Source organism: Corynebacterium gottingense, from assembly GCF_002285125.1.
In the GTDB taxonomy this organism is placed as follows: Bacteria; Actinomycetota; Actinomycetes; order Mycobacteriales; family Mycobacteriaceae; genus Corynebacterium; species Corynebacterium gottingense.
The window spans coordinates 37,610-50,564 of record NZ_NSGN01000006.1 but is presented as its reverse complement, the minus strand read 5'-3'; the positions used below and the strand labels follow the sequence as shown (position 1 = coordinate 50,564).

At 62.7% G+C, this 12,955-nt stretch carries 6 protein-coding genes; 5 read left to right on the top strand and 1 reads right to left on the bottom strand.

Annotation, left to right across the window (positions count from 1 at the left end):
* Nucleotides 1–188 precede the first annotated feature (188 nt).
* From rplJ to CKJ82_RS06955, 3 genes are all read left to right on the top strand, one after another.
* Nucleotides 189–710 carry a 50S ribosomal protein L10 gene (gene rplJ / locus CKJ82_RS06965; RefSeq protein ID WP_095537569.1) on the top strand — a complete coding sequence of 174 codons (522 nt, stop codon included), beginning with the start codon at nucleotides 189–191 and terminating at the stop codon, nucleotides 708–710.
* A 64-nt stretch (nucleotides 711–774) separates the two neighbouring features.
* Nucleotides 775–1,164: a 50S ribosomal protein L7/L12 gene (gene rplL / locus CKJ82_RS06960; protein ID WP_095537568.1), complete on the top strand. Its 390-nt coding sequence runs from the start codon at nucleotides 775–777 to the stop codon at nucleotides 1,162–1,164.
* Between the two features lie 208 nt (nucleotides 1,165–1,372).
* Nucleotides 1,373–2,209, top strand: coding sequence for a hypothetical protein (locus CKJ82_RS06955; protein ID WP_133064038.1), 837 nt, complete (start codon nucleotides 1,373–1,375; stop codon nucleotides 2,207–2,209).
* A gap of 159 nt (nucleotides 2,210–2,368) precedes the next feature.
* Here the strand turns inward: CKJ82_RS06955 and CKJ82_RS06950 are convergent, their stop codons facing one another.
* Entirely contained in the window at nucleotides 2,369–7,570 is a 5,202-nt protein-coding gene (locus CKJ82_RS06950) for a Rib/alpha-like domain-containing protein (protein WP_165765402.1), read from the bottom strand.
* A 531-nt stretch (nucleotides 7,571–8,101) separates the two neighbouring features.
* Here CKJ82_RS06950 and pgfA point away from each other — a divergent pair.
* On the top strand, nucleotides 8,102–9,040 hold the full coding sequence (pgfA, locus tag CKJ82_RS06945) for a cell envelope lipid trafficking protein PgfA (protein ID WP_095537565.1): 939 nt from the start codon (nucleotides 8,102–8,104) through the stop codon (nucleotides 9,038–9,040).
* A 407-nt stretch (nucleotides 9,041–9,447) separates the two neighbouring features.
* Complete coding sequence (gene rpoB / locus CKJ82_RS06940; protein WP_095535276.1) at nucleotides 9,448–12,945, top strand: DNA-directed RNA polymerase subunit beta; 3,498 nt, start codon at nucleotides 9,448–9,450, stop codon at nucleotides 12,943–12,945.
* Nucleotides 12,946–12,955: the final 10 nt, after the last annotated feature.

Below are 12,955 nucleotides of genomic sequence, written 5' to 3'. Positions count from 1 at the left end.
ACTCTGCTACCGCAGAGTCGAAGGAATCCCACTCCAGGGATCGGCCCACGCAGGAGAAACGTGGCTTGCCTTTCAGGGTGCCTCGTGCTTCTGCACGGGGCATTTTTCTTTGAGACGTGTGAGCGTCGAGAAGCGAAATGCTCCGGGCGGATTGAAGGACATGAAGAATTGGAAGGAGGCGTGTGTACATGGCTAACCCGAAGAACGAGCAGGAGCTCAAGGTTCTGAAGGAGAAGTTCGAGGCGGCTAGCTCGATCGTGCTGACTGAGTACCGTGGCCTGACCGTTGGTCAGCTGCAGGAACTGCGCGGTGAGCTCGGCTTCGACGTCGATTACCACGTCGCCAAGAACACCCTCATCAAGATCGTTGCTAACGAGCAGGGCATTGAGGGTCTCGACGATCTTCTTGTCGGCCCGACCGCTATCGCCTTTATCAAGGGCGAGGCTGTCGACGCTGCGAAGGTCATGAAGAAGTTCAACAAGGATCACGACGCATTCGTGATCAAGGGCGGCTACATGGATGGCAACGCCATCGATGCCGCTCAGGTTGACGCCATCGCCGAGATGGACAACCGCGAGACCACTCTTGCAAAGCTCGCTGGTGCCTTCGAGGGCTCCTTGGCAAAGGCCGCCGGCCTGTTCCAGGCTCCGGCGTCCAAGACGGCCCGCCTTGTCGCTGCACTGCAGGACAAGCAGGACGACGCTGCGTAACGCGAACTAACTACACACACCAAACATTCGGGCCAAAGCGCCCACAAACAGAAAGGATGCCATTATGGCTAAGCTGTCTAAGGACGAGCTCATTGAGCAGTTCAAGGAAATGACCCTCATCGAGCTTTCCGAGTTCCTGAAGGAATTCGAGGAGGTCTTCGACGTCACCGCTGCTGCACCGGTTGCTGCTGTTGCTGCCGCTCCGGGCGCTGCTGGCGACGCTGCTGCTGAGGAAGAGAAGGACGAGTTCGACGTCGTGCTCGAGGACGCGGGCGCCAAGAAGATCGGTGTCATTAAGGCTGTCCGCGAGATCGTCTCCGGCCTGGGTCTGAAGGACGCTAAGGAAATGGTCGAGGGTGCTCCGAAGGCCATCCTCGAGGGCGCTTCCAAGGACGACGCTGAGGCTGCAAAGGCCAAGCTCGAGGAGGCTGGCGCAAAGGTCACCCTCAAGTAAGAGCCTTTCGCTTCTCGACGACACCCCCTCCACCGGTATTGACACCGGGGAGCGGGGGTTTCGCGTGTTTTGGGGGGAGAGAGGGGCTGGGTTCTTTCACGCAAGTATTCGCAACAGGGGCGATTAGCTTTAAACCAGTGCAGCAACACTTTGCCTTGTATTGTGCCTAGCGAGTGGCAGCCGCGTCGCGGAGGTAGGGAGTGAGGCAATGATTAATCGACAACTTGCAATGCAGGTCCGCGAAGCAAGCAATATAGCGCAAGAACATGAGCAGTACCTTTCTCGCTGGGCTGCCTTGAAATCCCAGTTGAGGCGCCCCAGGAGCCTGCCTCAAATCACATCCGACGTGCTGAAATGGGCATTTGTTGTATCACTGTTGTTGTGGGCCGTCCACGCGTATAAAAGTTGGGCAAGGCTGCGGACCTATAAGCGCACCATGGCAGAGTGGGAAGAATACGCCGAGTCTGAAGCCAGTTTCGTTGCAACGCTCAATGACATCTCCGAAGAGGAAGCGCGAGAAATCGTCGACAACTACAGCACTCGGCCTGGGGATCCGCCATTCTATTTTCCCGAATCAGTGTTAGAAATGCTGTTCTTTATAGTTATTGGCGGGATCTTCATTTTCGGCCTCATCTTCGGTGCGTTGTACCTCTACAACAAAAATCTCAACACATTGAACCGCGCGCTTTTTGGAAGAGAGAATGCTTCACGCCGCGCGAAGAATCGGGCGACTGAAGCGCAGATGCAACAGTACGCCCAACAGCTGGGAGAACTGCGTCAGCGCTATAACAGCCTTGGATTTCCTGATGTCTACTTTTCCTCCGCGGTACTTCGCAGAATAGGGGAGTACGTTGCAGCAGGCCGGGCTCAGAATTTTAGCCAGGCAGCTAATCTGTACGAGCAGGATGAAAAGCACAACAGGCAGTTGGCCGAAGCCCGTCGCGCGCAGAATCAGCTTGCCGAGCAGCTCGAACGACACCATCATGCGCAAATGATGAGTGATATGTGGCTGCAGGCCTCCATCGATGACCTCAAACGCCGGTAAAGAAAAGTGACGCAGCGCAAAAGCAGTGCAGCGGAGGCGCTTGAAGCGTGATCGCCGACGTTTGCGCTGCATGACAAACCCCTGCCTGATCCTCTAGAAGCCTATCTAGACGATCGTGCAGGGGGTTTGATGCTGGCGGCCGCGGCCGACTAGGTGGAACTAGTTTTCATCAGCCTCGTTCTTCTTCGCGTTTTCCTTGCTGGAAGACCCCTTGGCGCCTTCGCCGCCGCCAATCTTGGAGCTCAGGCCGTCGTACTCAGGCGCGCAGGCCTGGGCAATCTGGTCAGCGATGAGCAGACCGAGTGCGGTGAGCGCCAGAGCCGCGGCTGCGGTGCCGAGCTCGCGGGCCGGGAAGTTCGGTCCAAGCACGGACTGTGCCGCCTGGGCAAACTGTTCGTCGAAGATACCCAGCTGCTGCTGGATCTGCGTGTTCACCTGCTCGATAGCCTTGCCAGCCTCGGCGCGGAACTCCTCGAGACCCGGGATAGCCACCTGGGTAGCCACACCCAGCGGGATCAGGAGCAGGAGCGGGATGCCGACGCCCGCGAGACCGGCGATGCAGCGATCGCTCAGTTCCGAGGAACCAGTGGTCGTGCCCTGCGACTCCGAGGAAACCTTGATGACCACGACGCGGTCGCCATCCTTGGTCTCGACGACGTAGGTGCCTTCGGCCCAGTCCTTCGGGACAGTGATGGTGATGTTGCCATCAGCGTCCTTGCCCGGGTTGAGCTCGGAGATGTCCTTGATGGTGCCATCCGGGTAGCGGATCTGCAGATCCTTCGGATCGATGTCGCCACCAACGGTGACGGTATCGCCCGGCTTGACCTCAACGGTCGCACCGTTGGACACCTGCGGCGGAACCTGCACAGGGACGGTGATCGTTTCGTTCGAACCATCCGGGTAGGTCACCACGACGGGGATGTCGTAGCTTCCGCCCTTGGCGTCCTTGTCCGGGTTTACCGTCACCTTGCCGGTGCCCGGGTGGACGGTCACCTTGCCCGGGAAGGTGTGCTTACCGGGTGCGAAGGTGGTGTCCTTCGGAAGATCGGAGCCGTCCTCGTTCTTCGGGCCCTCAATAACAGTGTCCTGTTCGCGAGGCGTCGTGGTGCGGTCGCCACCGTAAGTGGGATCGTGCGCGTCGCTATCCTGCGGGTCCTTGCCATCGGTGTCGTTGCCGCCGGTGTTTCCGCCGGGGGTCGTGCCGGTATTGCCGCCGTCGCCGGGCTTATCGGAACCGCCCGAGGTGGTACCGACGGTGAAGATCGGAGACAGCGTCTCACTGGAACCATCCGGGTAGGAAACGATGACCGGGATGGTCACCTCGGTGCCGTTCGGAGTGTTCGCAGGCGCCTTAATGGTGAAGTCACCGGTGTCAGCGTCACCATCCAGGGTCCAGCCGGACGGGAACTTCGGGAAGACGAACGTCGTGCCTTCCGGCAGCTCGCGGTCGCCGTTCTGCTCGAACTTGACCGGGGTTTCGGCCGGACCGCGCTGGTTCTCGTAGCCAGGGTTGTTGTTGTCAGCCTGGGAAGTCGAGTCCTCGCTGCCCTTACCGTTGTCGCCGCCCTTACCGTCGTCCTTGTCCTCGTCTCCGCTGTCAGCCGGGATGACCTCGACGGGGACTTCAACGGTGTCGGTGGTGCCGTCCGGGTAGGTCACCTCCACGACGACAGCGTGCTTGCCGGGTTTTGCGTCCTCGTCCGGAGTGACAGTGATCTCGCCGGTGCCCGGATCGACCTCGACCTTGCCAGGGAAATCGTCGTCCTTGTGCTCGAACTTGGTGTCATCCGGAAGCGCAGAACCGTCCGGGTTACGCGGTGCGTCGACGGTCTCGGTGTCACCGGGTTCGACCTTGGTGTCGCCGTCGTACACCGGCTCGTTGTCCGTTGCGTCATCGGAAGTGCCAACAACCTCGAACGGTGCGTTGACGGTCTCGCGGGAGCCATCCGGGTAGACCACGCTGACCGGAATAGACACTGCCGTACCCGGCAGAGCGGACTCGGGCGGGGTGACCGTGAAGTCGCCGTTCTCGTTCGGCTCACCGAAGGTCCAGCCAGCCGGTGCCTTCGGCAGGACGAACTTGGTGCCCTCTGGGAGCTCAGGGTCGCCATCCTGCTTCAGCTCGGTCGCGGTGCCCGCCGGACCGGACCCGGGGGAGTACGCCGGATCGTTGTCTACAGCGTCGGTAGAGCCGTTGTCCTTACCATCATCCGAACCGTCGCCAGAGCCATCATCGGAACCGTCATCCGAACCGTCGCCGGAGCCATCATCGGAACCGTCATCCGAACCGTCGCCGGAGCCATCATCGGAACCGTCATCCGAACCGTCGCCGGAGCCATCGTCCGAACCGTCACCGGAACCGTTGTCGCTGCCGCCGTTGTCCGGCGGGGTGATGGTGGTGTCATCCGGGATGCGGACCGGAAGGTCGATGGTTTCCTCGGTGCCGTCCGGGTAGGTGATGTCAACCGGGATGGTGTAGTCGCCCGGGGTGGCGTCCTCGTCAGGCGTGAGCGTGACCTCACCGGTGCCCGGGTCGACGGTGACCTTGCCCGGGAAGTCCGAATCGTCAGAGTCGCCCTGCTCGAAGGTCGTGTCCTCCGGCAGCGAGGAGCCGTCCGGGTTCGTGGGGGCGTCGACAAGCGTCTCCTCGCCTCGCGGAGCCTCGGTGTCCTCGTAGGAGGGGTCGTTGCCGCTTGCGTCGTTGGTCACCACGAAGACAGCCTCGGTGTCGTCGATGGTGCCGTCCGGGTAGGTGAAGCGGACCGGGATGGTCACGCGGGTGCCATCGAGCGCGTCGGGGTCCGGGGCGACGGTGAAGTCGCCAGCCTCGTTGGGCTCTCCGAAGGTCCAGCCCTCAGGAGCATCCGCGACCGTGATCTTGGTGCCCTTAGGCAGCTCGCGGTCGCCGTTCTGGGAAACCTTGGTCTCCTTGCCAGCCGCGCCCTCGGTGGTGCCGTAGCTCGGGTCGTTGTCAGCAGCCTGGTCGGAGGAGCCGGTATCGCCGCCGTCGCCGTTGTCCTTGGGGTCTTCGGGGACGGTGACGGTGACGGTGGTGGTCTCCTCGGAGTCATCCGGGTAGGTGACCTCGACCGGGATCTCGTAGTCGCCCGGGGTGGCATCGTCGTCAGGCGTGACGGTGACCTTACCGGTGCCCGGGTCGACCTCGACCTTGCCCGGGAAGTCGTTCTCGCCCGGCTTGAACGTGGTGTCCTCCGGAAGCTCGGAGCCGTCCGGGTTCTTCGGCGAATCGATCTCGGTGGGCTCGCCCTTCGGGGTCTCCGTGTCTTCATAACGCGGGTCGTTCGTGTCCTTATCCAGCGGCAGGACGGTGAACGGCGCGGTGACGGTGTCCTGTGAGCCGTCCGGGTAGGTCACCAGGACGGGGATGTCGACCTTGCCCGGGCGAGCGTTCTTCGCCGGGGTGACGGTGAAGTCGCCGTTTTCATCCGGCTCGGACGCGGTCCAGCCGTTCGGCAGGGTCGGGGTAAAGGTGCTGCCCTTCGGCAGGTCCTGGGTTTGGTTAACCTTCGTGCCCACGCCCGGCTTGCCCTGTGCGGGCTGGTAGTACGGGTCGAAGTTCTCCGCATCGGACTTGTCCGGATCCTCGGTCGCGTTGTCGCGCGCCGGGACAGTGACCTCAACGTCGACCGTATCGGTGGTGCCGTCCGGGTAGGTGACCTTGACCGGAATGTCGTAGTCGCCCTCGCGAGCGCCGTTGTCCGGGTTGACCGTGACCTTGCCGGTACCCGGGTCGACCGTTACCTTGCCCGGGAAGCCCGGGAGCTGCTCACCGTTCGGGCCGGTGACCGGCTTAGTCGGGTGCTGCTCGAAGGTGGTGTCGCCAGGAAGGTCGGAGCCGTCCGTGTTCTTCGGGCCGTCGATGACGGTGTCGGTCCCGCGCGGCGTTTCGACGCGGCCGCCATAGGTCGGATCGTTCGCGTCGTTATCAGCCTCGCGATCGGGCTGGCCCGGGGTGACCGTGTGGCTGGAGCCGTCAGCGTTTGTAGCCAACGCGAAGTTCACGTTGGTCCAGTTGCCGCCACCGTCGCGGTGCGGGGCAGTGGCAACGTTCGCATTGTTGCCCAGGTGCTTCTGGCCAGGCACGTGGCCGTTATGCGCCCAGTCGGTGTCGGCAAGGGAGCGCTGTGCGTGGCCCGACTCGGTGTAGACGTCATTGCCCACCGGTGCGCGGAACTCAGAGGTGTTCCAGGACGACAGGTTGGTCTTGATGTTGTGGTCTGCGTCCTCGACCCACATGTAGACGTAGTCCGCGTGACGGGCCTGGTCGAAGGAAGAGCGCAGCATGTAGGTGCCATCCGCCTTCACCGGTGCGGAGTAGACGGTGAAGTTCTCGGGATGCGCACGGACGTAGTCAGCCGTTCGCTTGATACGGCCCTGGATGTCGGCTCTCGTGCGGTTACCGGTGGTGTTTGTATCGCGACGGATCGCATCAAGCGCCTGGTACGCCTCGTCGTTCGGCACGGCCTGGTAGACAGTGTGTCCCTCGGCCGGAGTGTCCGTGCCGTCGAAAAGCACACCATTGTCCACGTTGATGTTGTACTGGTCCTTGGCCCACACGTTCTCCGTGTTGGTGCCCTTCATAGAGTCGTTCCATACCCGGCCGGAGTACGTACGCTTGACGGCCTTATCCGGGGTTTCGGAGAGCTGGCTCTTCAGGGTATTCGACGCGGGGGAGACCTGGTAGACCTTGACCACCGTCTCACCCCACGTGGGGCCGCGACGGTCGTTGACTGCCACTGGGTGGATGGACCAGTTGAGGTTGCGGGAATCTTCGACGCTGCCGCTGTACCATGCGCCACCCGGGGTCGCGCGTACGACGGAGAACGGCTCGTTGATGTGCGGGTTGATCGCCGAGTTGTTCTCGCCGATCAGCAGCTGGACGTCAGCGGAGCCATCCTTCCAGGTGCCTGCAGCCAGCTTCGGGGAGCCGTCCTTGAACTCGAAGGCGTAGACCGTGTTGCCAAAGTCATCCGTGTGTGTCGTCGCCTTGTGGATGCGAGACATCTTCCCGCCACCGGTGTCGTAGCGCATGTACATGTCCGCGCCCTCCGGAACCGGGGTGTCGCTCCATGGGTTGCGCATATCGTCGACCTCCATGGTGCCACGGTCAGCGTAGGAGAGGTAGCCCCACACCACGTTGCGTTTTCCGTCGAGGACGCCCTTGTTCACGCGGTCAGTCGGCGTGATGGCATCCGCTTCGACGATGTTGGCGGGGTCCCAGTCGCTCGCGCTCGGTGCCTCGGCGGCGTGAGCCACGTTGGCAATTGCTGCGTGAGGGCCAACTACTGGAAGCGCTTGCGATCCGACGGCGATGGCCATCGAGGCTGCAAGCATTGTCATGCCGCGGCGACGGCCTCTCTTATGGGGTTGGGCAGGTGGGTAAGCCATCATATTCTCCTTAGCGTTTTCTGACGGTTTGGCACGATATTCTAAGTGAGTCTCAGGAATCTGGAAATGGCTTTGGGGTGCCTGGGGGTGATTCGGCGACGCCAGTACGCGAAAAGGCGGCATAAATGTGTCCCTACTCACTATGTATGCGTCCAAGCTTATATCCGGTCCGCGGGTAGTGCGGGGGTGATTGGGGCAGTTTCAATAGTTTTCGAACACTAACTGGTAGGCCGGAAAGGGTAGTTTACCTGCCGCAAAAGGTATAGAGGTACGTGTTTGTATCCGTGCAGAAGGGGGGTGGGCGTGAAGCGTTGCAAAGCGGGTGCGAAACGCGCGAATGTCCTTACATATGCTGAGCCGAAGCTGTGTGCAAAAATCTTGCATTCTGAGATACCGGGGGCGCAACGCCTCGTTTGCTGAGGATGTTACGTGGTCATGCCCGCCCGCAGGGGAGCCCGAGCTGTGTCCACTACACTTTGGCCCATGCTGCCTAAATCCAGGATTCTCTCCGCGCTCCTCGTGGGTCTCGGCATCGCGCTCGTGGTTGCCGGCCTGCTCGCGCCGCGCTTCCTGCTTGGCGACGCCCGCCTGCCCCTCGACCTCGCGCACACCACCTGGACGCTTCGCGACGACGACGGCACACGCGAAGGCGAGCCTGCCCCGGTGACCCGCCAGCTCCATATGGAGGTACAGGACCCCTCGAATGACGACGTGGCGAGCGTGCGCATCGGCGATACCTTGCGTGCCGGCACGGCCGGTTCGGACTTTGACAACCTCGTTACCGCGTCCACCTGGTCGATGGTGCTGGACCGTGCCACCGGCCAGGTGGCCTTGCCTGCGCAGGTGTCCAGTCAGATGGCGATGCCTGCGACGGAGGTGCCCGTGGACGGGCCCTGGCTGAAGCTGCCGTCCGACGTGCAGCAGCAGGACTACAACGTGTTCGACCCGCAGCTGCGGGGGAGTGTGCCCGCGCAGTTTGCCGGCGAGGAAGAGATCGGCGGCCGCACTGTGTATACCTTTACCCAGCGCATCGAGCCGACGAACTTAGCGCTGCGCTACGCCGACGCCTTGAATACCAGCACCGCCGAGGTCGGCGAAGGCGAGGATGCTGACAGCGTGCGCACCTTCCGCAATTACGCTGCGGACCGCGAAATTCACGTCGACCAGGTCACCGGTCTTGTGGTTGGCATGAGAGAAAAGGTCGACATCTTCTACGTCGACGACAACGGCGAGCACCCCACCAACGTCATTACCTACGACGCCGCGATGTCGCCGGAGGATACCGAGGCGATGGTGGCCCAGCTCTCCCGCGTGGTGCCGCAATCCGTATCGCAAAAGGTTACGTGGGGTACCATCGCGCTCGGCGCGCTCGTCGCCCTGTTTGGCCTGGTCGGCGCGTTCCGTCCCGGCCGCGCCCGCTAGCCGGGTGTCGCGGGGTTGCCGAGTTAGCAACCTCTGGTGGTAGGCTTCCCCGCAGCGACGTCACCGGTGAGGTTTCCGGTGCAGGAGCAAGCTTATCGACGGCACCGCTTTCGCTCCGACGGCGCGCAGGCGACACGGGGGTGTGTCTGCTCTTTACAAAGCGTGCACTGTGCTATAGGCTAAGTCGTTGCGCTGGAAGCCGTCTCCAGTGAAGTGCGCGAGCCTTGCATGAGGCGCCCGTCGGAAAGCCTGTGTGAGCAGGGGGTATGTCGAAGGGTGCTGATTTGACAAGGTGATTTTGTCATCTCTGGGGGCGGGTCTTCCGAAGCAGACCGAAATGCTAACTTACCCAGCGGAAATGCCGGTTGTTTACAGAGCCAGAGTAAATAGCGTGGCGTCCGCCCTAGGTGCTGGAAGGACCCAACTTGGCAGTCTCAAACCAGACCATGTCAATGGCTGATATTCCCGGGGCCCCCGAACGTTACTCGTTCGCCAAGATCGCTGAGCCGATCACCGTCCCGGGTCTTCTTGATGTACAGCTTGAATCTTTTGCGTGGCTTGTCGGTACGCCTGAGTGGCGCACCCGCGAGCAGGAGCTGCGCGGCGAGGACGCCCGCGTGGCCAGCGGCCTGGAGGACATCCTGGAGGAGATTTCTCCGATCCAGGACTACTCCGGCAACATGAGCCTGACGCTGTCCGAGCCGCGCTTCGAAGATGCGAAGTACACCATCGAGGAAGCAAAAGAGAAGGACATTAACTACTCCGCGCCGCTCTACGTGACGGCGGAGTTTATTAATAACGATACGCAGGAGATTAAGTCCCAGACCGTCTTTATTGGCGACTTCCCGCTGATGACGGACAAGGGCACCTTTATTGTCAACGGCACCGAGCGTGTCGTTGTCTCCCAGCTCGTGCGCTCCCCGGGCGTCTACTTTGACGAGACGATTGATAAGTCCACCGAGCGTCCGCTGCACGCCGTGAAGGTGATCCCTTCCCGTGGTGCGTGGCTGGAGTTCGACGTGGACAAGCGCGACACCGTCGGTGTGCGCATTGACCGTAAGCGTCGTCAGCCGGTGACCGTCCTGCTGAAGGCGCTCGGCTGGACCGAGGAGCAGATCAAGGAGCGCTTCGGCTTCTCCGAGCTCATGATGTCCACGCTGGAGAACGACGGCGTGGCCAACATGGACGAGGCCTTACTGGAGATCTACCGCAAGCAGCGCCCGGGCGAGCAGCCGACCCGCGACCTCGCGCAGTCCCTGCTGGAGAACTCCTTCTTCCGCCCCAAGCGCTACGACCTGGCCCGCGTTGGCCGCTACAAGGTCAACCGCAAGCTGGGTCTCGGCGGCGATCACGACGGCCTGATGACGCTGACCGAGGAAGACATCGCCACCACGCTCGAGTACCTCGTGCGCCTGCACGCTGGCGAGACCGAGATGACCTCCCCGTCCGGCGAGCTCATCCCGATCAACACCGACGACATCGACCACTTTGGTAACCGTCGCCTGCGCACCGTTGGCGAGCTGATCCAGAACCAGGTCCGCGTCGGTCTCTCCCGCATGGAGCGCGTCGTGCGCGAGCGCATGACCACACAGGACGCGGAGTCCATCACGCCGACCTCACTGATTAACGTGCGTCCGGTCTCCGCCGCGATCCGCGAGTTCTTCGGTACCTCGCAGCTCTCGCAGTTCATGGACCAGAACAACTCCCTGTCCGGCCTGACGCACAAGCGTCGTCTGTCCGCGCTGGGTCCGGGCGGCCTGTCGCGTGAGCGCGCCGGCATCGAGGTCCGAGACGTACACCCGTCCCACTACGGCCGCATGTGCCCGATTGAGACCCCTGAGGGCCCGAACATTGGCCTGATCGGCGCGCTCGCGTCCTACGCGCGCGTCAACCCGTTCGGCTTCATCGAGACCCCGTACCGCAAGGTCAACGACGGCAAGCTCACGGACCAGATCGACTACCTCACGGCCGACGAGGAGGACCGCTACGCGATTGCGCAGGCGGCCACCCCGATGACCAAGGACGGCGAGCTGACCGGCGAGCGCATCGAGGTCCGCCTCAAGGACGGCGACATCGGCGTCGTCGGCCCGCAGGGCGTTGACTACCTCGACATCTCGCCGCGCCAGATGGTCTCCGTGGCAACGGCGATGATTCCGTTCCTCGAGCACGACGACGCGAACCGCGCCCTCATGGGTGCGAACATGCAGAAGCAGGCTGTGCCGCTGCTGCGCTCCGAGGCTGCGTACGTGGCCACCGGCATGGAGCAGCGCGCTGCTTACGACGCTGGCGATACCGTCATCTCCCCGCTCTCCGGTGTCATCGAGACCGTGACCGGTGACTACATCACCGTGCTGGGCGACGACGGCACTCGCGACACCCAGCAGCTGCGTACCTTCCACCGCACCAACCAGGGCACCTGCTACAACCAGACCCCGATCGTGTCTGCTGGTCAGCGCGTCGAGGCTGGCCAGGTGATCGCGGACGGCCCGGGCACGAAGAACGGCGAGATGGCGCTCGGCCGCAACCTGCTCGTCGCCTTCATGCCGTGGGAAGGCCACAACTACGAGGACGCAATCATCCTCAACCAGCGCGTGGTGGAGGAGGACATCCTCACCTCCGTGCACATCGAGGAGCACGAGATTGACGCCCGCGACACCAAGCTCGGTGCCGAGGAAATCACCCGCGAGATCCCGAACGTGTCCGAGGACGTGCTCAAGGACCTCGACGAGCGCGGCGTGATCCGCATCGGTGCTGACGTGCGCGACGGCGACATCCTCGTGGGTAAGGTCACCCCGAAGGGCGAGACCGAGCTGACCCCGGAGGAGCGCCTGCTGCGCGCCATCTTCGGCGAGAAGGCCCGCGAGGTCCGCGACACTTCCCTGAAGGTGCCGCACGGTGAGACCGGCAAGGTCATCGCGGTCCGCCGCTTCTCCCGCGAGGACGACGACGATCTGTCCGCAGGCGTGAACGAGATGATCCGCGTCTACGTCGCGCAGAAGCGCAAGATCCAGGACGGCGACAAGATGGCAGGCCGCCACGGCAACAAGGGCGTTGTGGGCAAGATCCTGCCGACGGAGGACATGCCGTTCATGGAGGACGGCACCCCGGTGGACATCATCCTGAACACGCACGGCGTGCCGCGTCGTATGAACATCGGTCAGGTCCTCGAGGTGCACCTGGGCTGGCTGGCCAAGGCCGGCTGGACCGTGAACCCGGACGACCCGAAGAACGCCGCGCTGCTGGAGACCCTGCCGGAGCACCTTTACGACGTCCCGCCGGAGTCGCTGACCGCAACGCCGGTGTTCGACGGCGCGTCCAACGAGGAGATCGCAGGCCTGCTGGCAAACACCAAGCCGAACCGCGACGGTGACGTGATGGTCGACGGCCAGGGCAAGACCCGCCTCTACGACGGTCGCTCCGGTGAGCCGTACAAGTACCCGATCTCCGTCGGCTACATGTACATGCTCAAGCTGCACCACCTTGTGGACGAGAAGATCCACGCCCGTTCCACCGGTCCGTACTCCATGATTACGCAGCAGCCGCTGGGCGGTAAGGCCCAGTTCGGTGGCCAGCGCTTCGGCGAGATGGAGGTGTGGGCAATGCAGGCGTACGGCGCTGCCTACACCCTGCAGGAGCTGTTGACCATCAAGTCGGACGACGTGGTCGGCCGCGTGAAGGTCTACGAGGCGATTGTGAAGGGCGACAACATCCCGGATCCGGGTATCCCGGAGTCCTTCAAGGTGTTGCTCAAGGAGCTGCAGTCCCTGTGCCTCAACGTTGAGGTTCTCTCCACGGACGGCAGCGCCATGGAGCTCGACGGCGACGACGATGAGTTTGACCAGGCCGGTTCCTCGCTGGGCATCAACCTCTCGCGCGACGAGGGGTCAGCGGCGGATACCGTCTAGGCGCCAGGTG

Coding starts and splice junctions, on each gene's coding strand:
- rplJ (WP_095537569.1), top strand. CDS start 189: ATGGCTAACCCGAAGAACGAGCAGGAGCTCAAGGTTCTGAAGGAGAAG.
- rplL (WP_095537568.1), top strand. CDS start 775: ATGGCTAAGCTGTCTAAGGACGAGCTCATTGAGCAGTTCAAGGAAATG.
- CKJ82_RS06955 (WP_133064038.1), top strand. CDS start 1,373: ATGATTAATCGACAACTTGCAATGCAGGTCCGCGAAGCAAGCAATATA.
- CKJ82_RS06950 (WP_165765402.1), bottom strand. CDS start 7,570: ATGACAATGCTTGCAGCCTCGATGGCCATCGCCGTCGGATCGCAAGCG.
- pgfA (WP_095537565.1), top strand. CDS start 8,102: ATGCTGCCTAAATCCAGGATTCTCTCCGCGCTCCTCGTGGGTCTCGGC.